This is a genomic window from Nocardiopsis dassonvillei, assembly GCF_964273065.1.
Lineage (GTDB): Bacteria > Actinomycetota > Actinomycetes > Streptosporangiales > Streptosporangiaceae > Nocardiopsis > Nocardiopsis dassonvillei_B.
The window spans coordinates 33,216-55,612 of record NZ_OZ186816.1; the positions used below are offsets into that span (position 1 = coordinate 33,216).

Genomic DNA, 22,397 nt, shown 5'->3' on the forward strand with positions numbered 1-22,397 from the left:
TTTTACTTGGTTGATGCCCTTGACCTTAGAGCTTGTGACGCTCAGAGGCCGCTTCAGTCACATGTGAGGCCTGAAAAGAGCCCGGACGGGCGAACTGTCCGGGCTTTGGTCTTGCTGCTAGGCCGCACGGTCCGCGAGGGACCGTAGTTCTTCGATGTAGTCCTCCGCTTCCTGTTCGTCCTTGTACCGCTCAGCGACGATCTGGCCGAGTTCTCGGCTGACCATCACCAGGGATGGCACCGACTGACGATCGCTGTCCAGGGCACGTCGGCCGTAGTCGACCGCTGCTTCCAGATCACCACTGCGAGCCGAGATCACGCCCTTGGTGACCAGAGCTTCGGCCGCCCGCATGGGTGCGACCATGCGGCCGCTCCAGTCTGTGGAGCTGTTGAGCACCTCATCCGCGAGCGCGCCAGCCATTCGGTCATCTCCTACCAAACGGGCGGTGTCCATGGCGTAGAAGTCAAACTTCGCCGGATCTACTTGGAAGTGGTGGCTCGGGTCGTCCGGGTAGGGCAGTGATTCGAGGAGCTGGCGGCCTTTGTCTAGGGCAACCTCTACTCGTCGCCGGTCCCCGATCCGGGCCCAGGCTTTGGCTTGCTGGGCATAGAGCTGCACCGTGACGGATCGGTCGCCAGCGGCGTGGATGCCTGCTTCGGCAGCGGCCAAGACGCTCCGATAGTCGCCTCGGGTGAGAGCGAACCAGCAGCTCATCTCATGTGCCCACCCCACAACGCTGAGGTCATCGGCTTCAGAACCCAGGGTCAGCGCGGACCGGCGCGTGCTTTCTGCCGTCGTGCTGAGCCCGATGTCCTGCTCCAGACAACCGACGAGAAGAGCGAGCATCCCAGCCATGGAGAGGATCTCCCGGTGCTGGGAAAGGCTGACCCCCATGTCGAGCATGTCCGCGAGTCGTGCGAGCCAGGCCCGGCCCTCGGTCAGGAGCTGGTGTGCGTCGACTAGCGGGTAGTCCGAGCACAGCCTGTCCACGGTGAGCCTGAGGGCGTCCAACGTCGCAGTATCCACCGACGACCTGCGCAGACGTGCGATCAAGTTGGGTGTGTCGGCGTCCGGGGCGGCCGCGGCCATGATCTCGCGCGGACTGCGGGGGACAGCGAACATAGCGCCGCTGACGGTTCCGAATAGGGACGCGATCATCCGCTGGTACTCCGGACTGGGCATGACACGCCCGGATTCCCACCTCTTCCACTGGTTGATCATCGTGGCTTCGTCGGGCAGTTCTTGGATGGTCTCGTACCGCAGCCGACGCACGCATTCGCGCTGGGTCCAGTTCCGGAGATCACGCTCACGTCGAATCCGCCGCGCCCACGGGGCCATCGAGGTAGTCATGCCTTCACACTCCTCAGCCTGGACTGTTGGTGTCTAGGTGGCAGCTGGGGGGCACGCCTGTGTCCCCCAACTGCCTCTCGCGCAGAAAAAGAGCGCAAGCCAAGCTCACAGGTATGACCCCCTCACCCTCTGTTCAGCGGCAGCCGGTCGTAGACCGCTTGTACGCGGTCGGCATCACCGATGGAGCGCAGAACTTCCAGCACCCTGCCGTCTTCGCCGTAGGTGATGCGCTCGATGACCAGCACTGGTGTGGATGGTGCGAGCTTCATGACCTCAATGTCCTCTGGCGTTGGCTGCTGAGCAGTGACGGTCTCCGTGGTTGCTGTGGGCGAATGCCCCAAGGCGATCAGTGCTCCGTAGACACCGCCTTCGACCTTGGCTTCTTCTGCAAGAGGGGTTCCATCTACCAGGGCGAGCGGCATCCATGCCTTTTGGATCTGTGCGACCTGGGGCCCCGCCCACATGTGGCGCTGTCGGTACACCACGGGTGTTCCCGGGGCGACATCAAGTGCTTCTGCGATGGACTCCTCTGCGGCGATGCGCTCCACCGAGACGACCTCTGCGTGTCCGCTGACGCCTTGATCAGCGCATGCCTGCTCCCACGGCCCTTTCGCACCGCCTGGAGCCAGCACCTTGCTGTACCGGGTCAGGGGGATCCGCACAGTGGTTCGATCACGTACCACGGTGCCCTTGCGTCGGATCGGGGTAATCAGCCCTTCGCTCTGGAGCAGGCTTACGGCTTCCCTCACGGTGTAGAGGGACACGCCGTACTGTTCCGCAAGTTTGCGCTGGTGAGGGATGGTCTCACCGGGTTTGTAGTCACCACGGTTGATCGCTTCTCGCAGGTCTTGGGCCACCTCTTCGTAGCGGTTCACCAAGGTTGGCACCTCCTCTCCACGGTCTCTGAACTCTCTCATGGCCATCTTAGTTCCGGAACTATTGACAGGTCCACTCGGGGTGTGCATACTCTCAAATAGTTCCGGAACTAATCAAGGGTCTGGAACGACGAGACCCCGACGCGGCTCGGCCTGGAAAACCGCCGCGTCGGGGCCCTCTACCGGCGAACCAACTGGGAAGGCGGCCCGCCATGTCCATCATTGCAAAGGTCGCGGAGGCCACCGGCGCGACTCACACCGAGATCCTTCGGGTCGCGACCCAGGGCGGCACCACCGCAGAGGATTGGCGGATCGCCCACGCGATCGAGGCCGCGGGCGGCCGCTCCGCTTACGAGCTGATGCTCACCGCGGGCCGGGACGAGCGGATCGCTGAGGTCTGGGGGGACGCTGGCGCCCCGGCCGAGACCCCGACCCAGATCAACCCGAACGCCACCTACGACCCGGAGATCACGGTCTACTCCGAGGACACCGCCCCGGACAGCCCGAACCGGATCTCCCCGCACCACCCCCACGACCAGGGCGAGGACGACGAGCTCGCCGCCCGCGCCGACCAGGCCGCCACGGTCCACGCCGACCTGGTCGACCTGACCGACGAGGTCGACACCGCCGAGCAGGTCTACCGCAAGTGGGCCTCCCGGATCGACGCGGTCCACCAGGCCGCCCGCCGCACGGTGCAGCAGCTGCTGCTCTCCCACCCCCGCACCCGCCGCCGCGCGGTGCACCGGGCCCGCCAGGCCCGCCGCCTGGCGCTGGCCGCCTGACCAGCACACCCACACCCGACACACCCAATGAGAGGGGACAGCCATGTCCGATTCCACCTACACCGACCGCGAGGTCCTGTGGCCCGCCTCCGAGCGCCCCACCGTCCCGGTCCGGCCGATGCCCACGGCCGACCACATCGACGAGATCCGCACCATCGCGGAGATGTACAGCGGTGACCTGCGCATCTACGAGGTCCGCGCGACCTCCGGCGGGGTGCTGGTCTCCTACTCCCGCGACGTCGGTTCCCCCTCCCCCGCGCTGGTGGCGGTGGGCTACCGGGTTCAGCCGCTGCGGGAGGGCCTGCTCCTGGTGACGGGCGCCGTGGACGCGGCCGCGCTGATCACCGCCCAGATCGAGGCCCTGGCGGCCGAGCGCGAGCGCCTGGAGCGCGCCGAGCTGGAGCGCACGACCGGGGCGCCGTTCTGATGGCCGCCCCCACCGCAGAGCCGGTGCTGTCCCCGCTGGTTGAGGCCCTGGCCGCCGTTGACCTGGCCGATGCCGCCCGCCCGGGCGGGATCCGCGCCGGTGTCGAGCAGGCCGCCGGCCTGATCCGCACCCACGTGGCCGCCTGGTCCACCGGACCCGACGCCGACATCGTCCCCCTGCCGAGCAACACCACCACCGAAGGAGCCGCCGCATGAGGTTCACCCACCGCCAGTGCCAGCAGGAGCTGGCCCAGGCCCACGCCCTGCTGGACCACCGGGAGACGGAGCTGGAGGAGGTCACCCGGGAGCGCGCGGACCTGCGCCACAACGCGATCCTCGCCGAGGTCGAGCTGGGGCACCTGCGCGAGCGGGTGCGGGCCGCCGACGCCCAGGACCAGGAACGGTGCCAGGAGAACCGCGGCCATTCCATCTCCCTGGGGCAGCAGGTCGACGAGCTGGAGCGGCAGGTCGCCGAGCTGGAGACGTGGCGCGAGCACGCCGGGCAGCTGTCCCGGGAGCTGACCGCGCACGAGCGGGCCGAGAGCGTGCTGGCGGCGCGCCGGCGGCGGGTCGCGGCGGACGCGCTCGATGACGCCGACGAGCGCCCCAGCCACCCGCAGTCGGCGCACCAGGCCACGGTGGCGGCCGCCATCGCCGCCATGCCGCTGACGTACTTCGACCCCGAGGTCGTCTGCGACGTCGGCTACGGCCGCCCTCGGTGGCTGGTCGACGGTCAGGCCGTCGACCCCTACGGCACCCCGGAGCGCGCCAGGGATCAGATCGCCGCCCGGTACGGGTTCACCGACGCCGAGCTGGACGAGATCGAGGCCGCCGCCCGCGCCCAGGCCGCGGCGGAAGCGGAGGCGGCGGAGGCGGCGTGAGCGAGGAGCACCAGGCCGTGGTCCTGGTGGCCGTGCTGGTCCTGGTGCTCGCGGTCGTCGTCCCCGCGGCGGCCGCCCGCACCGCCCGCTGAACCTCACCCCTGGGGCGCCCGCCCCCACCGGCCCGCCGCGGCCGGTGGGGTCCGGGGACCACCAGGGTCCACCACCGTAAAACCCCTGATGAGGAGCATCGAATGGGTCGCCGCGAGGAGAACACCAGCACGCCCGGGATCGTGAACCTGGGCGGCAACAACTCCTTCACCAACGTCGCCGTCGGCAAGGGCGCCACGATCGTCAACGGCAAGGTCACCCGGGGCACCAAGCTGCCCGACACCAAGAAGGACGGCAACCGCAAGTAGCAGCCGCACACCACCTGACCTCATGAAACGAGCCCGCCCGGGTCTGCACCCCGGGCGGGCTCCGCACATCCATCCCGTGAACAGGAGCAACGAATGCGCAAGAACAAGCCTACCTTCGGCCCGGTCGCCGCCCCGGTGATGCGCGGCTGCCAGGGGTGCGACTGGGAGATCTGGTCCGACTCCGCCGTGGTGGCGGAGCTGGAGCAGGCCGCCCACCGGGTCGAGGCCCACGCCACCCTGCCCGAGCGCCTGCAGATCCAGCACCTGGTCGCCTCCTACCGGGAGCTGCTGGGGGACCTGCCCGGCCGCCTGCTGGTGATGGCTGTGCACCACGTCCTGGACGGGTCCGCCCCGCTGGCGCTGGCCGGCCCGGCCTGCGGAGAGGGGGCCGCGGCATGACGCGCGACCCGATGGCCCTGCTGGGCCTGGCGCTGATGCTCATCGCGCTCGGGACCCTGTCCTTCGAGGCCGCCGTGCTGGTCACCCTGGCCGCCGCCCTGGTTCTGGTCGACGACGAGACCGAGGACGCCCTCGACGGAGGGGCGGGGGTGGACCGGTGCTGACCTTCCTGACCTGGGCCCCGACGTTGCAGCCTCCGATGCACTGCGGGTCCGCCATGGAATGGGACGTCCTGCGGGCCGCCTATGTGTGCCACTGCGGGGCGGTGCGCTGATGACCGACCTCGAATTCCACCTGCAGAACTGCTCCGCCTGCCGCAAGGGCTTGGCGTGCGCGACCCGGCGGATGCTCGGCGGGTTCGCGGCCCGCTTCCGGGGGTGGTTGCGGTGATCGGAACCGTCCTGGCCCTGGCCGGGCTCGCGCTGACCTGCGGTGCGACCGGTGTGCTGCTGGCCCTGTCCGGGCCGATGGCCTACACCGACCGGCCGCTCCCCACCCCCCGACTCCGTCTCCGACTCCGTTTCTTCCGACGCGCCCCGAGGAGGGCTGACCGATGAACACCACGACCCCGTCGGGGCCGCGCACGCGGCCCCTGCTCATCGCCGCGACGATCCCGTCCGTGCTGTCCCTGGCGTGGACGGCCTGGTCGGTGGCGGACATGATCCCCGCCCCGACGCCGATCGCTGTCGCGGCCGGGATCGCCCTGGACGTCGCGCTGGTCGCGGCGGTGGCGATCGCGTGGGTGGCGCCGGCCATCGCCCGGCCCGCCCAGGTCGCCTCCTGGCTCATCGCGGCCGTGGCGGCCGCGGCGATCGCGATCCACTCCTGGTCGATCTCTCCGGCGCTGTCGCTGATGGCCGCCGTCCCGCTCATCTCCAAGGCCCTGTGGCACCTGGCCCTGTCGGCGAAGGCCGCCGGGGACGCCGCTGTGGCCGAGGCCGCCGCCCGGGAGGCGGAGCGGCAGGAGGCCGCGCGCGCCGAAGCCGACCGCAAGGCCCAGCGCCTGTCCACGGCCCTGTCCGAGGACGAGGAGGCCGAGCTGGCCGACCTGGAGCGCCAGGCCGCCTACGTCGCGGCCAAGGCCGACAAGCAGGTCGCCCTGGAGGAGGCCAAGGCCAAGGCCGAGCAGAAGCTCCGCCTGGCCGAGATCGACCGCGACGCGGAGATGCAGATGGCCACGGACGAGGCCACCGCCCGGATCTACGTGCGCCGTGCCGAGTTGGCGCACCGCATCCGCCTGGCCGAGCCCGTCTACACCGCGACGGAGATCGGTGCCGGCACCCGGGTCCCGGACGACCCCTCGGGGCTGGACGGCCTCCCGCCCGCCGGTGCTCCGGTGGCGGGGTTCGGGTTCCCGCAGACGCCCAGCCCCGCGCGGGGCGCCTCCCCCGCTGACCTGCGGACGCCTCCCGGCGCCTCCCCGGCCGCCTCCCCCCGCGCCCCCCAGGGGGCGCAGGTGCTCAGCGGCCCCGAGCGGCTGCTGGCCTACGTCACCCAGGCGGGCCCGGAGGCCACGGTCAAGGGCGCCGCCCGAGTGCTGTCGGTGGACCCGCGCACCATCCGCCGGTGGCGGTCGGACCTGGCCCAGGCCGGGCACGACGTGTCCGCCCTGGGCGGGCAGGGCTGACCCGCCCGCCCCGATGAGGGGGCACCCGCACTGACCTGCGGGTGCCCCCTCCCCGCACCGATCGCGCCCTCCGGGGCGCCTCCCCGCCTTCGGCGGGTGAGCAGAGCCACCCGGCCCGTCCTGCCGGGTGGCTCTGTCCACCACTCCGAGGTCGGGCGCGCGAGACCGCCGATGCCACCGAGAGCAGCTCCCGGGCGAGTCGGAGGCCGCAGACGCCCGCCACCACCCCCTGTCCGCCCCCGACCTGCAAGAGGAGGAGCCGATTCACCACCGATTCCACCGATCCCGCGCCCCGCCCCCGGGTGGTGCGCACCCCGCGGCCGGGCCGCCTCCCATCACGGGCGGCGGCCCGCCCCACACCCGGAGGGAGTGCCGTTGACCAGCAAGTACTACGACCCCGAGGGCGAGCGCTACGGGATCCCGACCTACCCCCGCCACCTGGCCCCCGAGGGCCTGGCCACCAAATCCCAGCTCCGCTTGCTGGGGCTGCGCCCCGGCGGACAGGACCCGGTCGCCCAGCTGATGTGGCGCTCCCGGGCGGGCGGGTCCCGGGGCGGGGTCCGAATCGCCTGGCTGTACCGGGTCGACCTGGCCCGGCCGGTGCGGCCGATGACCCCGGCCCGCGAGAAGGCGCTGGCTCGCGCCTTGCTGGCCCGGCACACCTGCGCTTCCTGCGGCCTGGTCCACGAGTACTGCCTGCCCACGTCGCTGGGGCGCACCTGCCCGCCGGGCACCGGATGCGCCGCCGCTGCGGCGGCTTGACCTGCACACACACGCACAGATGGGAGGGGCCGATGGTCCCGCCGAACACCACCACCGGCCGCGCTCCCGGACGCGGCCGCCGTCCCGAGGACGCACCCACCCCGCCCTGGGGACAGCCGGCCGCGTCCCGCCCCGAGCCCGCCCCGGCGCCCGAGCAGGCCGTCCCGGCGGCCCCGGCCGGGCTGCCCGAGGCGCTGGCGGCCGCGGTCCTGAACCCCCAGGCCCCGCCCACGGCGAAGCCCAAGGCCCCGGCCGCCCCCGCGCCCCGCACCGAGCAGCCCGCCGACCCCGCCCCGGCGGCGCCGGCGCCTGCTCCGGAGCGGGGCCAGGGTGCCAAGCCCACGGCCCCGCCGTCCCCGAAGGAGGCCTCCAAGGAGGCCGCCACCAGCACCGATGTCCCCGACACCCCACCCGAAACGACGAAGGAGACGGCGTTGGTCGCCGTGACCGAGAGCCGCAGCGCGGCCGACGCCGCCCGCGCCATCACCTGGCTGGGCGTGACGTTCCGCCCGCCGGACGTGTGGCGCGAGCGCCAGCCCTCCCTCAAGGAGGAGTGGGAGTTCGTCATGGACGGCTCCCACCTGCCCGAACAGGGCCTGTGGCGGGCCGCCGCCCGCGGCTACGCCGCCCCGGCGATCGCGGTCATCACCGCCCTGCACGTCCTGATCTGGGTGCTGCGGTCCCCGGCCCGCCACGCCACCGCCTGGGCGGTCCTGGCCCTGGTGGCCGGGTCGGCCGCGTTCATGCTCTGACCTGCACAAACCACGAACCTTGAGAGGAGTTTTTCCATGTTCACCATCGGCGCGATTCTGTGCCTGGCCCTGTTCTGGTTCCTGCGCAAGAAGGCGCACTGGCTGATCAGCGGGTTCTTCGCCGTCTTCGGCGGGGCGCTGTTCGCCTTCAGCTTCCTCGGGGGCTGGGCCACCAACCTCATCACCTGGGTGCTCGGGTTCGTCCTGGGCCTGTTCCCCGAGCCCATCTCCGTCGGCGCGGTCCTGGCCGCCATCGCGGTGTTCTTCCTGGTCATGGTCGCCATCGACGTCTGGCGCGACCGCAAGCTGGACGAGCACGGCCAGTGGGCGGCGATCTGCCTGCCGGTCGTGCTGCTGGCCGCCGGCGGGTCCGTGGGCGGGGTCGGCGGCGGCGTCGTCTCCAACCTCGCGGCCGCGGGCACCAACATCTTCGGCCCGCTGCTGGGGTGGTGACCAGTGGAAATGCTCATCCTGGCGGCGGTCGCCGCCTTCTGGATCAAGAATGTCGCGCTGGACTTCGGGTCCCTGGCGACCGGCAAGACCCCGCCCAGCCACGCCTACCGGATGGCGAAGCTGCGGGAGAAGGCCGCCCGCGAGCAGCGGCGCCTGGCCGCCGACCCGGACCTGCGGGGCGGGCTGAAGATGGTGGCCCGCCACTGCTGGCTGGACGCCTGCGAGGACCTGGACACCTGGCGGGCCAACCGGCGCGCCACCCGGCCCGAGCGCAAAGCCGCACGTCAGGCACGACGGGAGCAGCGCCAGGGGTTCACGGCCCGGTGGGGGTGGCGCACCGAGGACCCGATGCCCGAGGACGTGATCGACGCCGAGATCGTCGACGAGGACACCACCTTCACCCCCGACGCCCCGCCGCCCGGGGCCGCCGCCGGCGGCTCCGGCGTCCCCGGGGCCGCCCGGCGCACCGCCCGCACCACGACCACGACGACGACCACGTCGTCCACGGTCACCGAGGAGAGCACCGCCCCGGGCTCGGATGTCGTGCTGCTCAACCCCGATGAGGAGACGGTGCGGCCGCCGCTGCCGCACCGGCGCATGGTCCTGATGACCATGCTCGCCAACGCGGGCTACGCCCCCGACACCGAGGCCATCGGCCAGATGAGCTCGGAGGAGGTCGACGGCGCGATCACCGCGCTCATCGCCCACGAGCGCGCCACCCGCGGCGCCGCCCACACACCCTGACCAGTACCGATTCCCGGGGGCCGGACCCGACACGGGGCCGGCCCCGCTCACCTATCCGGAAGGAACACCACCACCATGAGCGCTCAGCAGATCGGCGCGGGGAACACCGTCGCCGCCTCCAACGCCAGCTCGACGCTGCGCTACTCCGACGCCTCGGGCCTGGACGCCCACGCCCAGACCATCACCGGTGTCGGGTCCCTGGTCAAGCAGTGCAACGACATGCTGGAGATCGTCGAGGCGCAGATGCGCGCCGCGGACATGGGCACCGAGGTCACCTCGGAGCTGGCGACGCTGCGGGACCTGGGCGTCGCCTACACCACCCAGGCCATCCGGGCCCGCGCCAAGCTCGAAGAGGTCAACCGGGCCGTGCAGGAGGCCTACGAGGCCAGCCGCGGCCAGGCCGCCGACAAGGGCTACCAGCTCGGCGGCCGCTGACCCCGGCGCCGTTCCCGGGCCGTCCCCGCACGCGGGGGCGGCCCCCTCTTCGCCTGTTTTCGGTGACTGAACGTGATGAGACAGCGGTGAGACGTCCCGCGCCGTTGTCTCATCACGCTTGTCCCCGAACGCGAACTATCTCCCGATTTTCTGTGAGACAAACCCCGGCTGAGACACCCCTGCGGGGGTGTTCCCCGGCGGGGTGAGACATCGAGACAACCCGCTCCCGCCCCGGGTGCGGACACGCACAGTCACCGATTGGAAGGAGCCGTCGTGGCCCGCAAGTCGAAGAAGAACCCCCCGGCGCCCGCCCCGGCGGGCCCGGTCCCGGGGTCGGCCTCCCTGCCGCCCGAGGTGCTGGCCGCCCTCGGGCACCCCGTCAAGCAGCCCGAGACCCGCACCCTCCGACACGAGGGCGTGGGCGCGATCATCGCCGCCGGATGGCGGCTGGCGTTCCGCCCCGGCGAGGGTTCGCTCCGGCGGCACATGGCCGCCCAGTTCTACCCGTGGAAGGTCGGCGGCGTGGTCCTAGCGGCCGGTGTGGTCGCCGCCCGCGCCGCGGAGGTCTCGGCCACCCACGGCCTGATGCTCGCGCTCGCCACGGGCGCCGGCGCGTGGGCCGCTTTGCGGGTGCTGTCCACCGTCAAGGCCCGCCGGTGGAAGGCGACGAAGCTCGCCTCGGAGTGGGCCGAGATCGACCCCGCCCACGCCCGCGTGTGCTCCTGGGCGGCCGGCCTGTGGCTGGTCGCGGTCATCCTCATCTCCCCGGCCACCCTCACGGCCTGGTGGTGGGCGGGCCTGGTCGGCCTGCTGGCCCTGCTCGCGCTGGGGAGCCGGTTCTGGGCGCACCACCGCGTCCCCCGGGTCCTGGCCGTGGCGGAGGAGGAGCTGGCGCCGCCCCCGCCGCCGGGGGAGCACCCGATCGCCCGCCAGTGGCGCACCACCGTGGCCTCCTCCCAGGGGCCGCTGCCCGGCACCAAGCTCACCGACCTGACCGAGCAGCCCTACGGGGTGCGCGGCCGGCTGCACCTGGTGCGCGCCCGCCAGACCATCACCTCCGTGCGGGCCGCGATCGGCTACATCGCCACCGGCCTGGGCGTGTCCGAGGCCGACATCCTCATCGAGCACACCGAGCCCACCGAGGAGCACCCCAAGCCCGACTCCTCGATCCTGGACATCAAGATCGTCACCGTCGGTCTACTCAGCAAGAAGGTGCCGCTGGAGGCCGGCCGCCTGGACATCAGCGACGACGGGGAGGTGCACATCCGGCTCGGCCCCTACGCCGACGGCGACGGCCAGGCCCGCTACCGCCTCTACACCGCCGACTCCATGTGGAGCGGGTTCGTCGCGGGCAGCACCGGCAGCGGCAAGAGCGGGTTGATCGACAACCTCGCCCTGGGCGCGTGGGAGACCAAGAACACCGTGGTGTTCTACCTGGACCCCAAGAACGGCGGATCGAGCCCGCGGATCTTCGACCGGGCGCACTGGGCGGTCCCCAACGACCCTGCCACGTGGGACCGGCTGCTGTCCGGTCTGGTGGAACTGGTGGAGGCGCGCGGCCTGGAGAACTCGGCGCGGTTGAAGACCAGCGGGTTCACGCCGAGCTTCGCCCGGCCCGGGGTGCTGGTGATCGTGGACGAGTGCCACGCCGTCATCAACGCCGACAACGCCTACCGGTGGGGGCGCATCGCCCGCGAGGGCCGCGCGGCCGGGGTCGCCCTGGTCCTGGCCTCCCAGATCTACGGCCTGGACTCCTTCGGCGGGTCCGACGCGGTGCGCGCCAACGTCACCGCCGGCAACACCGTCGCGCTGCGGGTGAGCCGGAACCAGGCGTCGATGATCGCCGACATCACCCTGGACCCCTCCGCGCTGCCCAAGATCACCGGCGTCGGCCTCACCGCCGAGGGACGGGATGTGGCGTTCCGGGCTGCGTGGGCGCCGAACGAGGTCACCGCCGCCCTCATGGACGCCGCACTCGAAGGCGCGCCCCAGGAGCTGGATGCGCTCGCGGCCGGCGCCCTGGACGCCGGATCGGGGGGCCTGTACCGGCGCCGCCACGAGATCGCCGCCCAGCAGGTCGCCGACGCCGAGGAGCGCCTGGCCGCCTACGAGACGGGGCGCACCCCGGGCGCCCGGGAGGCGACCGCACCGCAGGTGGCGCTGGCGAACTTCGTCAACCCGTCGCTGGACAACCTGCCGACCTCGATCGACCCGGCGCTGCTCACCGACCGCGACCTCGGTTTGGGCATCCTCGCCGAGGCGGGCCGTGACCCGCACGAGCGGCTGCTCGCCAGGTGGTCGGGGGCGGCCAAGCGGGTCCTGGAGCTGCTCATCGAGTGCGGGGCGCTGCGCCGCGGCGAGATCGAAAAGCGCGTCCGGGAGGCCGAGGAGTGCTCCCGGGCCACCGTCTCGCGCGCCCTGGACGACCTGGCCGAGGCCGGGGTCATCGAGGCGCTGCCCAACCGCGGCGGCTGGCAGCTGGCCGCCTAAAGGTCACGCCCGGTCACCACGTGGCGGGTGAGACATCCACTCCGGATGTCTCACCCGCTTTGTACCTGAACGTGAACAATCACCCGATTCTCGCGCGAGACAAACCCCCGCCAGACCCCGAAAACCCCGGGCTCCGGCCCCGGCCGAGACACCGAGACAACCCGCCCCGGCCCCGGGGCGGCATCACCCACCGTGAGGAGAACACCGTGAACACCACCACTGCCACCGAGCCGCTGCGGGTGCGGCTGGGCGCCGCCACCACCGGCGCCCCCGCCACGGCATCGTCGTCGGCGGCACCGGCTCGGGCGGCACCACCGCCCTGACCGCACTGACCACCCTGTCCAGCTGATCGGGCCCGACCGGCCCAAGGCCACGCAGGACAGCGCGTACCGCGCCGCGCATCGGCCACGGCGAGAGAGGCCGCATCGAGGGTGCCCTGTGACAAGAGCACGCCCTCGCCGGGCCGGTACCCGGCGCCCCCGCCCGAGGGGCGTCCGCCGGACCAGTACACGCAGACCTTTCGCGAGGCGCCGGTCAGTACGACGTTCCGCCCGCGATGAGCGGCGTCCACCGGTCGTCGTCCAGGGTGAGGGCCGCCGGATCGGGGCCATAGTCGTCCGCGTAGATGGGGTCGCCGACCTCGACCACGATCCAGTCGCCGCCGCGGACCTCAGGCTCCCACCGCATGTGGCGCCCGTGGACGTAAGTGCGGGAGAACTCCAGCCCGCGGCCGTCGCTGATCTCGTCCTCGGACAGCACTATGACCCGCACCAGACCCTCCTCCAGTTCCTCCCAATGCACGCCGACCGGCACGACCTGGTAGGACGCTCCCGGGGCGGGGAAGCCCTCCGGGGCGAAGACCGCGCCTGGGGGCATCGACAACTCGATCCCCAGGGCACGGTCAGGGAACAGCTTCTCCTCGATGACGTCGGGGGTGACGTCGTACCCGTAGTAGACGCTGCCCGCCTCCACCAGGTCCTCGGTATCCAGGGTGGCCAGCGCCCGGATCTCGTGGACCGCCGCCGACACCGCACCCTCCGGGGTGTTGGGGAACCCGGCCGGATAGCGGTCGGCGACCCGGTGGCGGCCCTCGTGCACGACGAACCCGCCGGCGACCTCCCCGAAAACCTGCTCTGTCGGGGACTCCTGCCCCGGCGTCGGGGAGGCCTGCACCCCCTGGACCGCTGGCGCTGCGGACTCGGAGAAGTCGCGGCCCAGGGCCCACCCGACCATCACGGACAACGCCAGCGCCGCAGCCCCGCCTCCGACGAGCAGGACGCGCCCGGCCCCTCGGCGACGGGGAGCCGGGACAAGGGCGGGTGCGGGCGTGGGGGGTGGCGTCACGGTGATCCTCATTCGCGTCACGAACAGCCCGGCCGCCCGCAGACCGCGGCGGCGGGGCCTCATCGGCCGGGGGAAAACGCCCCGAGGCTATGGCACCCCGTACAGGGCCGTCGAGCAGCCCAGGTGAAAACCACCGCCCCGGCGAACGCTGGCGCCGCACAGCGTGCCCCGCTTCGGGGTGCCGTTAACGAACGTGTCACCAGCCGCAAACGGCGCGGTGCTCCCGAACGCCTGGCAACAGCAACGTGACCCTCCGGTCGCGTCAAGGGGGTGACCGTCAGCGACCAGCCAACCAGGCCGGGAGGCTTAGCGCCGGATCCTGGTCGCTTGTTCCTCAACCCCCGAAGCCGAGGCCGCCCTGGAGGACGCCGCCGACGACCGCCTGTCCGCCTGACCCGTGCGCTGGCCCTGACCACCCCGCCCCACACCGCGGCGGGGTGGCCGGGGGGACCGCACGGCCCACGAACACAAGACGGCCCGCCCCAGAACCACCAAGAACCCGGGCGGGCCGATCACTCCCCCTATGACGAAGGAGCGCTTCCAGTATGGCCACTGCCACCGCGACCCGCGCCACCACCCTGACCGCGTCCGTCGGCCACCTGGCCGACCGGATCGGCTGGGTGGCCACCCACACCCCGACCATCTGCACCGTCCCGGTACTGGCCGGTGTCCACCTGGCCATCACCCCCGACGGCACCGTGGCCACGACCGGTGACTACGACACCTGGGCCCGCGTGGACCTGGACATCGACGCCGACGGCGACGCCCAGGTCGTCCTGCCCGCCAGGTTGTTCGCGTCGCTGCTGGCCACCCTGCCGCGCACCCTGATGGTCACCCTGTCCCTCAGCGGCGACCGGGTGACGGTGTCCTGCGGAGCCACCAACGCGAGCATCCGCACCCTGCCTGCCGAGGACTTCCCCACCCTGGCGGCCTGGCCCGAGGCGATCGGCACCATGGCCGCGGCCGACCTGGCCGAGGCCACCCGCCAGGTCGTCGACGCCGCCGACACCGACTCCTCCTACCCGGGCATGTGCGGGATCGAGCTGACCCTGGCCGAGACCGGGCTCATGGCCACCGCCACCGACCGGTACCGGTTCGCTCTGGCCACCGCCCCCTGGACACCCGCCCTGGCCAACGACGACCAGGAGCACAAGGCGCTGGTGCCCGCGACCGTGCTCGCCCAGGCGGCCAAGGCCATGGCCAAGGCCGGCGAGGGGCTCGGCATCGGCCTGGCCACGGGGGAGGGCACCGCGGACGTGCTGGCCCTGTACGGGGACGGGCTGCGGCTGTGCACCCGCCTCATCGGATCGGAGACCGTCGGCTGGGACCGCGCCAAGCAGTTCCTACCCGAGGTGGACACCGAGATCACCGTGGCCACCGCCGACCTGGTCGACGCCATTCGCCGCGTGCAGCTGTTCGCCGCGCGCGGCACGGCCGTGCGGATCACCATCACCCCCGGCGGCCTGGTGGTCAGCGCCGGAGCCGACGACGAGAGCGCCGCCTCGGAGGAGGTGACCGCCGAGGTCGACACCGACCAGGACGAGATCCGCCTCGCGGTGCGCCCGGACTACCTGCTGCTCGCGCTGACCGCCCCCCGCCGGGAGCGGATGCGCCTGTCCCTGGGCCCGGTGGACCGGCCGCTGCTGGTGCGCACCGACGACGACGAGGAGACCGGCTACACCCACATCGTCATGCCCATCCGCCAGCCCTGACCCGGGCGGTGTCTCTGCCCGCCCCGCGCACACCGCGGGGCCGGCGGGGGGACCGCCCGGTCCGCCGTCACGCGAAGTGCGTGTGACGAAAAAGCACGCGGCCCGCCCCCGATTCGGCCAAGGACCAGGGGCGGGCCGCTGCATGCACTCCCACTGCGAAGGAGCACCCCCAGTATGTCGAGCAAGAAGTGCTGCGGAACCAGCGTCGGCGTCCTCATCTGGTCGCCCGACCGCACCGAGCTGCTGATGATCGAGCGCGGCACCCTCCCCGCCGGAATCGCTCCGGTGGCCGGCCACGCCCTGGACGAGCACGCCGACTACGAGTCGGCGGCCAGGGAGGAGGTGTTCGAGGAGGTCGGGCTGAAGGTCACCGGCCTCACCCCGCACGCGGTCGGCGGCCGCCACCCCGGCCGGTGCCGCCGGGCCGGGTCGACCGGCCACACCTGGCGGATCTTCACCGCCACCGTCACCGGCGACCTCGCCCCTTCCCAGCGTGAGGTCGCCCGGGTCGGGTGGTGGGACCTGGGCGAGCTCCAGCACCTCGCCGAGCGGACCGCCGACCACGCCGCCGGACTCATCAGCGCGAAGGAGTTCGCGGCCCGGCCCGGTCTGGAACCGGTGTGGTGCCAGTGGTTCTTCGAGCTGGGGCACGTCGATCTGCCCAACGAGGACCTGGCCGCGATCGAGCGCCTGGCGGCCACCCCGCCCTCCCTGCACGCCTGATCACCCCCACCCCCTCGAAGGAGAGAGACACGATGACCTGGATCTGCGACGGCAAGAGCACTGCGGTGCTGATCTTCGACGAGGCGGGGCGGCTGCTCGCGCACACCCGCGCCACCGCCCCGGCCGGGATCGCTCTGGGGCCCGCCGGCCACGTCGACGACGTCCGCCCCGGCGCCACCCACCTGGACGCCGCGGTGCGCGAGACCGAGGAGGAGTACGGGCTCACCGTCGCCCCCGGCGACCTGGACCTGGTGCTGCACCGGTGGCTCCCCAACCGGTGCGGAGCCGACATCCCCGCGCTCCCGCACGGCGGCCACGAGTGGATGGTCTACCGCGCCCGCACCTGGTCCGGGACCGTGACGGCCGCCCCCGACGAGGTCCGCGCGACCCACTGGTGCACCCCCGGCCAGCTGCAGTTCCTCGCCGAGCGCACCATCGCCTACGTCCACGGCCGCCTCCCGGAGACCGACTGGCAGGCCGCCCCCGGCATGGAACCGGTGTGGGTGTACATGGCCGACATGCTCGGCCTGGTCGACGCCGACCCGGCGGACCTGGCCGTGGTCCTGGACTACGCCCAGGCCGCTCCGACCCCGATCCGCTGACCACGTTCACGCTGCGGCCGCCCCTCCGAGGGGAGGGGCGGCCGCAGGCTCGCAACACAGTGTTGCTCGGACTTCCCGTGGCCGCATGCGGCCTTCACCCCACCCCGGCCGTCACACGGCTGTACCGTGACCGCGCCCGGTGCCCCTCTCCCGGAAGGTGTCCATGACCCACGAGACCGGCCCCGCCCACATCGACCGCCTGATCCGTCTCCTGATGATGCTGCCCGACCCCGAGAGCCCGTTGTATCGCAAGTTCTGGAGCCAGGTCGCCGAAGAGCACCACGACGACCTGCACTACATCCGGAAGAACATCGGCGGACCGCTGTACCAGATTCTCCTGCGGCCGGCCCAGGCGCAGGCGATCCCCCGCGCGAACCTGGCCAGGTACGCCCTGTACTTCTTCGCGGACCCCAGCGACGAGCTGGTCGCGGCCATCGCCTCCCAAATCCACCCCGGCTTTCCCGGCACCGTGGCCGGACAGATGTGGGTCCAGCAGGTGCGCGCCACGGCCTTCGAGGTGCTGCTGGAGAACCTGTCCGAGGAACAGGTCGACCAGGCGTGCACGAACTGGATCCGCACGATCAAGGTCCCGCAGCGGTGAAGGAAGAAGAGGCGAGCAAGATGAGCCACCGGCACGAGTACGACATGGCGCACCGGGCGGCAGAGAACCTGTCACTGCAAGCTCAGGGCTACGCGGCCGACCAACCTGACGTGGCTCGCGCTCTGGCCGCGGCCTCCCAGGTGCACGCCACCCTCGCGTTGGCAGCCGCCACGATGGTGGCCGCCGAACAGAACCCGAAGCCGTCGACAGCCCGGGCACGTACCGATTCCTGAGATCCGCCCTGGCTGGCAGCCGCACCATGAAGCCCCGCACCCCGGAACCCCGGGGTGCGGGGCTTTCTGCATTTTAGGGCTGGTGTGGCTGCCTGGAACGACTGGTTTGCGTTCCACGTCGTACGAGAGGAGGCAACGAGCTGCCTCCAGCTTTCTCTCCAGTCCTAGAGAGGGCCCCCATGGGCGACGAGCACGAAAAAAAGAGCTTCGTAAACAGGCATCAGACCTTGACCTGGGTGCTCGGCCTGACACTTTTCCCCCTCGTCTTCGGAGGAGGAGGATTCGCTGCGGCTTCTTACTTTTTTCCGAGGAACCCTTCACCGCCTGCCGAATCTGCATCCATACCTTCTCCTGGCCAGGGAGGAGAGGCAGGTCTGATCAAGGAAAAACCTAGTCCGGTCTCCGAGGCCGGAACTATTGCTGGCGTTGTGGTCGATGATCTGACGGGGGTATGGCGGGGCACTTATGAGTGCAGCCAGGGTGAAACCGGACTGACCTTGGAAATCACCCATGACTCCGATGCGCGCGATCAGGTCCGAGCGGCATTCAAGTTCTATCCTGTGCCTGAAAATCCAGGGGTTGATTCCGGTTCGTACGCTCTTGTCGGAACTTACCAGGCAGGACACCTGTTGCTGGATCCCGATTACTGGATCGACAACGACTCGGGTTACCAGATGGTCGGCCTAAGCGGTGAACTCGAAGACGCCGACACTCTGACCGGAGTGATGGGATCCGATACCTGCGGGCTGTTCTCCGTGCAGCGGATCTCCGATGAGGCAGACCCGCCGCCACCTGAAGACTGATGCCACACACCAGAAGTTCCGGACTCCCGGACTCCCGAAGTCCGGGAGTTCCCGGCCGCATCCGGCCGTGGCCCCTGGCGGCCACCAGAGCCTGCCCTCCGCCAGCGCGGGGTAGACCCCGCACGCGAGCGGGCGCACCCGGCGCCCGCAGGGGAGACCCCTGTGCACCGATCCAAGGGAGGCGGCCCGTCGGCGGGCACGCGGTTGCCGCCCCAGTTCTCCCGAAGCTACGGCGAGGGGCAAAGTAACCCGTGAGTAGCTTCGGGAGAACTGAGCCTACTTGGATCGGGAGGGATCGCCCGGTGAGCAGGCCCCGGTCTCATGTCATAGCCACCACCGATCTCCGTAATCGGGTGGAGGTGGTTGACATGACCGTTCGGATAACGGTGATCCTGATTGGCGCTGGCGGGTGCGCAGTCCTGGCAGGTGCCCTGCGGTTGGCGGCCGAGGCCTCGTGGCCCGAAGCTCTGCTGGTGGCAGGGGCGGCACTCGGTGCGGCTGTGGGGCTGCTAGCCACGTTGGTCAAGGAGGAGGCCCTGCCCGAGGACGAGGACCACCGGGGCCGCCAGCGGTAGATGGGGGTCGAGGAGGATCTCGGAAGAAATTCTCGTCAGCGGTAGGGTCGCTTTCGGCCACCGGGGCCTGCCCGCCGTTGGCGCGGGGTAGGCCGCTTCCCGGCGGGCGCACCGGATACCCCTAGGGAAGGAGACCCCCGTGCGCAGATCCAAGCAGGGCCCTGGCGTCGGCAGCCGCGGGTTCGACCCGTTGGATCCCCTCCCGCCGGCCCCCGAGCCGGAACCGGTGCCGGAGAAGCCGGGCACCGAGCGCAAGCCCGGCTGAGGTCATAGGACGAACGCTTAGCGCACGATCCTGTTCCGTTGTTACTCACACCCCCATCAGAGCCCAACCCTGGTAGCTCCCATGGCCGCTCACACCTGATCTGCACACCACAAAGCCCCTCGCACTCCGGAACAGTCGGAGCGCGAGGGGCTTTTCGTGTTTTAGAAGGGCCCCTCGAAGTTTTTGTGCTCCTTGCCTTGCACTCCGCCGAGAAGTTCCCTGAAGAACTCACCCAGCATGGCTTCCGCCGCCTTGGCGTTGCTAAACTCCGCGCCGCCGAAGCGGTACACCTCATAGCCTTGGAGTCGGATACGCCGGTCTTCACGCACCATCTCCGCGTACAGGTCCGGCGCTGGCACTCCATCACGCGAGTAGTGATGCTTGCCGTCCAGTTCCAGAACGTACCGGCGACCGCTCGGGGCGAGCAGCAAGAAGTCCATGCGCTGACGTGGAAGAACCTGACCTTCCGCTCGCTGGATTCTCTGCTGTTGGGTGAGCGGGTCGAAGTGGAGGTACACCTGCGGCAGCAGGGCAGGAGAGGTATCGAATCCCTTGTTCAGGGAGAGCCGCCAGTAGAAATCCAGCATCAGCCGCTCAGGCTCGCTCTTGTTCAGGGATCGCAGGAGACGGTTCCGAAGCGTTGTGCGCAGTGACTCTTCTGGAAGGGCGTAGTTGCCGTCCTGGTGCTTCCACCAATCAAGGAGTTCGCCCCAGGTGAGTCCTTGGGCGCTAACCGGGCGGTCATACAGCAGGCAATGCTGCTTGTTCTTCGTAATCTCGATGGTTCCTGCCGTCACGTCGCGCCAAACAATCTCCGGCTTGTACTGGGCGGCGAAGATGAGGTTGCGCAGTTCGCCGCGCAGGCCTCGAAGCCCGCCTCCGCCATGGAGCCGGTCACGTCGCTCCAAAGCCTCTCGTACAGGTGCGAATACCAGTGTCAAGTCGGTGTCGCGCCCGTTGTTATTGTCCATGCAGAAGGACTGGTAGCCGCGCTTGTCGTGGAACGGTGGCTTAAACTCGATTCCCAGCCGCCAGAGCACGACCGTGAGGCATCGGATGACCGCACCGGTCTCGATGTTGTTCAGGCGCCCGTCAAACTCCGGATCCAGGAACAAGTCGTCGATTAGCAGATAGAGGAGGGCATGAGCGACGTCGTCGTCGTTGATGTCGGAGGCTAGCCCTTGCCTGATTTCATCGATAAGCCTGTGATTCAGCCTTTTGAACCAGTGACCCCCATTTTTGACGCTCTCGAACAGGTTATCCTGGTGCACGCTTTCCTCCTCCAACAGGGGCAAACAAGGCAATACCGAAAGGGGCAATGGTCTGTCCCGGCCACTCAGGGCCTGCCCGGGAAGGCGCGGAATAGGAGTTTCCCGTGCGCAGGTCCAGAGCCAGCGGCCCGTCCGGAGGACATCCCTTCAGAGCGTTCAGACCCCGCCGAACGCATCGCGGAGCTTCTGCCAGAAGGTGACCGGGGCCTGATCGCTGGTTCCACCCTTGCTACCCCCCGTGGCCTTCTCAGGTTGGGGCGGTGGTTCGGCTTCCGAACCACCGTGGTCCTCGGCCCTCTCGCGTCGGAGCCGCCACTGCTCGGCCTCCTGGGAACGGCCATCCTGTTCCAAGAGCTGGCCCAAGTTCCACATGGCATCGGTGTCTCCAGCTTCGGCTCCCTTGAGGTACCACTGCTCAGCCTCCTGGAGGTTGCCCTTCCTCTCCGCCAAAGCGCCCAGATAGTACATATCTCTGGTGTTTCCGGCTTCGGCTCCCTGGCGGTACCACTGCTCAGCTTGCTGGAGGTCGCCCCTCCTCTCCGCCAAACGACCCAGGTAGTGCAGGGCGGCGTCGCCGCCTGCTTTGAGGTAGCGCCGGTACCAGCGCTCGGCTTCCCACAGGCGACCGGCTTGCTCCGCCAAGAGGCCCAGGTGCCACATGGCGTCAGCATCTCCTTCTTCAGCGCCCAGGAGATACCAGCGCTCGGCCTCCTCGAGCAGACCGGCCCGCTCAGCCCAAAAGGCCCGGGACCACTCGTAGCCGTCGCCACCGGTATCGACCCTCTTGCGGTACTTCTCCGCAGCTTTCTCGCGGTCGATGGCCTTCTTCGCCAGAGCGTCCAAACTCTCCCCGGCATCGGTGTTACCGGCCTCGGCTCCTCGGCGGTACCACCGCTCGGCCTCCTGGAAACGGCCGACCTTCTCCAGCAAGCGACCCAAGTACTCCAGGGAGTAGCTTTCACCGGCCTCAGCACCCTGGCGGTACCACTGCTCGGCTTCCCGGAAGTCGCCGGTCTTCTCGGCCAGACAGCCCAGGTACCACAAGGCGATGGTGTCCCCGGCCTTGAGGGCGCGCCGGTACCAGCGCTCGGCCTCCTGGAACCGTCCCATCCTCTCCGTCAACGAGCCCAGCCGCGTCATCACGTTGGTGTCCCCGGCTTGGAGGGCGTCCTGATACCAGCGCTCGGCGTCCTGGAGACGGCCGGTTTCCTCCATCAGATTGCCCAGGCTCGACATCGCGTCGGCGTTGCCGGCCTCGGCCGCGCGGAAGTACCACTGCTCGGCCTCAGAAGGGTCGTCGGCTATGCCTGCCAGGATGTGCATGGCCCGGGTATCGCCCGTCTCCGCGGCGGCGCGGCAGATTTCCGCGACTTCCTCGCCCTGGCCCAGGTCCTGCAGCAGCTCGACATGCTCGTACAGGGCCTCGCCGTCCTCCCCGGACTCAAAGGCCCGGCGGAGCCGCCCCAGTGGACTCTCGTCGGGAGGCAGAGCCTGCGCCTTGTGGGTTCCCTCGTCCTGGTGGGGGCGGTCGGAGCCCGGGGATGCATCCTCTTCCTCGGCAGGCTCTTCCTGCTGCGGTTCGCTGGCGGCCTGCTCCAGGTGGGAGCCCTCCTCAGCGGAGTCTTGCTGTGCGGTCGGCTCCGGGGAGCGCTCGTCCAGGGCCGCGCTCTCCCACAGCCCAAGGAGGCGGGCGACCTCGGCCTCGACGTCGGCGCCGCGGACCGTTTCGGCCAGGACCTCGGTGATCATCTCGACCGCGCCCTTGGTGGGCAGGTCCGGTTTGGTGAGGGTGTCGTGGACCTTGGTGTGGGACATGGGCACCCCCTTGGCGTCCAGGGCCCTCTGGATCTCGCGGGAGGAGGGCCAGCCGGCGCGGTGGTGCAGCTCGTGCAGCGCACGGTTGAGCTCTTCGAGCGGGCCCGGGGGCAGGCCG

General features: G+C 70.6%; 28 protein-coding genes. 23 read left to right on the forward strand and 5 right to left on the reverse strand.

From position 1 onward, the window contains the following. Positions 1 to 117: 117 nt before the first annotated feature. Positions 118 to 1,350 carry an XRE family transcriptional regulator gene (locus tag ACSUPR_RS29430; protein WP_436892323.1) on the reverse strand — a complete coding sequence of 411 codons (1,233 nt, stop codon included), beginning with the start codon at positions 1,348 to 1,350 and terminating at the stop codon, positions 118 to 120. Positions 1,351 to 1,472: 122 nt separating this feature from the next. Next, a complete protein-coding gene (locus tag ACSUPR_RS29435; protein ID WP_355269985.1) occupies positions 1,473 to 2,225 on the reverse strand; it encodes a GntR family transcriptional regulator in 753 nt (250 codons plus the stop codon). Positions 2,226 to 2,437: 212 nt separating this feature from the next. Between ACSUPR_RS29435 and ACSUPR_RS29440 the strand changes: the two genes are divergently transcribed. From ACSUPR_RS29440 to ACSUPR_RS29510, 15 genes are all read left to right on the forward strand, one after another. Then, positions 2,438 to 3,007 (forward strand): hypothetical protein, encoded by a 570-nt coding sequence (locus tag ACSUPR_RS29440; RefSeq protein WP_436892236.1) that lies wholly within the window; start codon positions 2,438 to 2,440, stop codon positions 3,005 to 3,007. 43 nt (positions 3,008 to 3,050) lie between these two features. After that, positions 3,051 to 3,434 carry a hypothetical protein gene (locus tag ACSUPR_RS29445; RefSeq protein ID WP_436892238.1) on the forward strand — a complete coding sequence of 128 codons (384 nt, stop codon included), beginning with the start codon at positions 3,051 to 3,053 and terminating at the stop codon, positions 3,432 to 3,434. Next, positions 3,434 to 3,649 carry a hypothetical protein gene (locus ACSUPR_RS29450; protein ID WP_436892239.1) on the forward strand — a complete coding sequence of 72 codons (216 nt, stop codon included), beginning with the start codon at positions 3,434 to 3,436 and terminating at the stop codon, positions 3,647 to 3,649. The genes ACSUPR_RS29445 and ACSUPR_RS29450 overlap by 1 nt, the downstream gene beginning before the upstream one ends. Further along, on the forward strand, positions 3,646 to 4,314 hold the full coding sequence (locus ACSUPR_RS29455; protein ID WP_436892240.1) for a hypothetical protein: 669 nt from the start codon (positions 3,646 to 3,648) through the stop codon (positions 4,312 to 4,314). Before ACSUPR_RS29450 ends, ACSUPR_RS29455 begins: the two co-directional genes overlap by 4 nt. A 194-nt stretch (positions 4,315 to 4,508) precedes the next feature. Continuing rightward, positions 4,509 to 4,673, forward strand: a complete 165-nt coding sequence (locus ACSUPR_RS29460; protein ID WP_436892241.1) for a hypothetical protein — start codon at positions 4,509 to 4,511, stop codon at positions 4,671 to 4,673. Between the two features lie 93 nt (positions 4,674 to 4,766). Continuing rightward, positions 4,767 to 5,072: a hypothetical protein gene (locus tag ACSUPR_RS29465; protein ID WP_436892243.1), complete on the forward strand. Its 306-nt coding sequence runs from the start codon at positions 4,767 to 4,769 to the stop codon at positions 5,070 to 5,072. Continuing rightward, positions 5,069 to 5,236, forward strand: a complete 168-nt coding sequence (locus ACSUPR_RS29470) for a hypothetical protein (RefSeq protein ID WP_436892244.1) — start codon at positions 5,069 to 5,071, stop codon at positions 5,234 to 5,236. Before ACSUPR_RS29465 ends, ACSUPR_RS29470 begins: the two co-directional genes overlap by 4 nt. Before the next feature lie 222 nt (positions 5,237 to 5,458). After that, positions 5,459 to 5,629: a hypothetical protein gene (locus ACSUPR_RS29475; protein ID WP_436892245.1), complete on the forward strand. Its 171-nt coding sequence runs from the start codon at positions 5,459 to 5,461 to the stop codon at positions 5,627 to 5,629. Further along, complete coding sequence (locus tag ACSUPR_RS29480) at positions 5,626 to 6,699, forward strand: hypothetical protein (protein ID WP_436892247.1); 1,074 nt, start codon at positions 5,626 to 5,628, stop codon at positions 6,697 to 6,699. The genes ACSUPR_RS29475 and ACSUPR_RS29480 overlap by 4 nt, the downstream gene beginning before the upstream one ends. A 369-nt stretch (positions 6,700 to 7,068) precedes the next feature. Then, a complete protein-coding gene (locus tag ACSUPR_RS29485; RefSeq protein WP_436892248.1) occupies positions 7,069 to 7,461 on the forward strand; it encodes an RRQRL motif-containing zinc-binding protein in 393 nt (130 codons plus the stop codon). A gap of 32 nt (positions 7,462 to 7,493) precedes the next feature. Then, positions 7,494 to 8,213 (forward strand): hypothetical protein, encoded by a 720-nt coding sequence (locus tag ACSUPR_RS29490; protein WP_436892249.1) that lies wholly within the window; start codon positions 7,494 to 7,496, stop codon positions 8,211 to 8,213. A gap of 36 nt (positions 8,214 to 8,249) precedes the next feature. Then, complete coding sequence (locus ACSUPR_RS29495) at positions 8,250 to 8,666, forward strand: hypothetical protein (RefSeq protein WP_436892250.1); 417 nt, start codon at positions 8,250 to 8,252, stop codon at positions 8,664 to 8,666. A 3-nt stretch (positions 8,667 to 8,669) separates the two neighbouring features. After that, complete coding sequence (locus ACSUPR_RS29500; RefSeq protein ID WP_436892251.1) at positions 8,670 to 9,410, forward strand: hypothetical protein; 741 nt, start codon at positions 8,670 to 8,672, stop codon at positions 9,408 to 9,410. A gap of 75 nt (positions 9,411 to 9,485) precedes the next feature. Then, positions 9,486 to 9,845, forward strand: a complete 360-nt coding sequence (locus ACSUPR_RS29505; protein WP_436892253.1) for a hypothetical protein — start codon at positions 9,486 to 9,488, stop codon at positions 9,843 to 9,845. Positions 9,846 to 10,118: 273 nt separating this feature from the next. Beyond that, positions 10,119 to 12,335 (forward strand): hypothetical protein, encoded by a 2,217-nt coding sequence (locus ACSUPR_RS29510; protein WP_436892254.1) that lies wholly within the window; start codon positions 10,119 to 10,121, stop codon positions 12,333 to 12,335. Between the two features lie 534 nt (positions 12,336 to 12,869). Here the strand turns inward: ACSUPR_RS29510 and ACSUPR_RS29515 are convergent. Continuing rightward, positions 12,870 to 13,679 carry a hypothetical protein gene (locus ACSUPR_RS29515; RefSeq protein WP_436892256.1) on the reverse strand — a complete coding sequence of 270 codons (810 nt, stop codon included), beginning with the start codon at positions 13,677 to 13,679 and terminating at the stop codon, positions 12,870 to 12,872. Positions 13,680 to 14,224: 545 nt separating this feature from the next. Here ACSUPR_RS29515 and dnaN point away from each other — a divergent pair. From dnaN to ACSUPR_RS29555, 8 genes are all read left to right on the forward strand, one after another. Then, entirely contained in the window at positions 14,225 to 15,391 is a 1,167-nt protein-coding gene (gene dnaN / locus ACSUPR_RS29520; RefSeq protein ID WP_436892257.1) for a DNA polymerase III subunit beta, read from the forward strand. 174 nt (positions 15,392 to 15,565) lie between these two features. Continuing rightward, the gene (locus ACSUPR_RS29525) at positions 15,566 to 16,114 is read left to right on the forward strand and encodes an NUDIX domain-containing protein (RefSeq protein WP_436892259.1); all 549 of its coding nucleotides are present in this window, start codon (positions 15,566 to 15,568) and stop codon (positions 16,112 to 16,114) included. 32 nt (positions 16,115 to 16,146) lie between these two features. Next, positions 16,147 to 16,716, forward strand: coding sequence for an NUDIX hydrolase (locus tag ACSUPR_RS29530; RefSeq protein ID WP_436892260.1), 570 nt, complete (start codon positions 16,147 to 16,149; stop codon positions 16,714 to 16,716). Positions 16,717 to 16,879: 163 nt separating this feature from the next. Further along, on the forward strand, positions 16,880 to 17,317 hold the full coding sequence (locus ACSUPR_RS29535) for a hypothetical protein (RefSeq protein ID WP_436892261.1): 438 nt from the start codon (positions 16,880 to 16,882) through the stop codon (positions 17,315 to 17,317). Next, positions 17,314 to 17,550 (forward strand): hypothetical protein, encoded by a 237-nt coding sequence (locus ACSUPR_RS29540; protein WP_436892262.1) that lies wholly within the window; start codon positions 17,314 to 17,316, stop codon positions 17,548 to 17,550. Before ACSUPR_RS29535 ends, ACSUPR_RS29540 begins: the two co-directional genes overlap by 4 nt. Before the next feature lie 179 nt (positions 17,551 to 17,729). Continuing rightward, positions 17,730 to 18,353, forward strand: a complete 624-nt coding sequence (locus ACSUPR_RS29545; protein ID WP_436892263.1) for a hypothetical protein — start codon at positions 17,730 to 17,732, stop codon at positions 18,351 to 18,353. 386 nt (positions 18,354 to 18,739) lie between these two features. Then, positions 18,740 to 18,928: a hypothetical protein gene (locus ACSUPR_RS29550; protein ID WP_436892264.1), complete on the forward strand. Its 189-nt coding sequence runs from the start codon at positions 18,740 to 18,742 to the stop codon at positions 18,926 to 18,928. A 139-nt stretch (positions 18,929 to 19,067) separates the two neighbouring features. Continuing rightward, positions 19,068 to 19,193 carry a hypothetical protein gene (locus ACSUPR_RS29555; RefSeq protein WP_436892265.1) on the forward strand — a complete coding sequence of 42 codons (126 nt, stop codon included), beginning with the start codon at positions 19,068 to 19,070 and terminating at the stop codon, positions 19,191 to 19,193. Between the two features lie 161 nt (positions 19,194 to 19,354). Here the strand turns inward: ACSUPR_RS29555 and ACSUPR_RS29560 are convergent, their stop codons facing one another. Together ACSUPR_RS29560 and ACSUPR_RS29565 are read right to left on the reverse strand one after the other, a co-directional pair. Continuing rightward, a complete protein-coding gene (locus tag ACSUPR_RS29560; RefSeq protein ID WP_436892266.1) occupies positions 19,355 to 20,464 on the reverse strand; it encodes a hypothetical protein in 1,110 nt (369 codons plus the stop codon). Positions 20,465 to 20,620: 156 nt separating this feature from the next. Next, positions 20,621 to 22,279, reverse strand: a complete 1,659-nt coding sequence (locus ACSUPR_RS29565) for a tetratricopeptide repeat protein (RefSeq protein WP_436892267.1) — start codon at positions 22,277 to 22,279, stop codon at positions 20,621 to 20,623. Positions 22,280 to 22,397 lie beyond the last annotated feature (118 nt).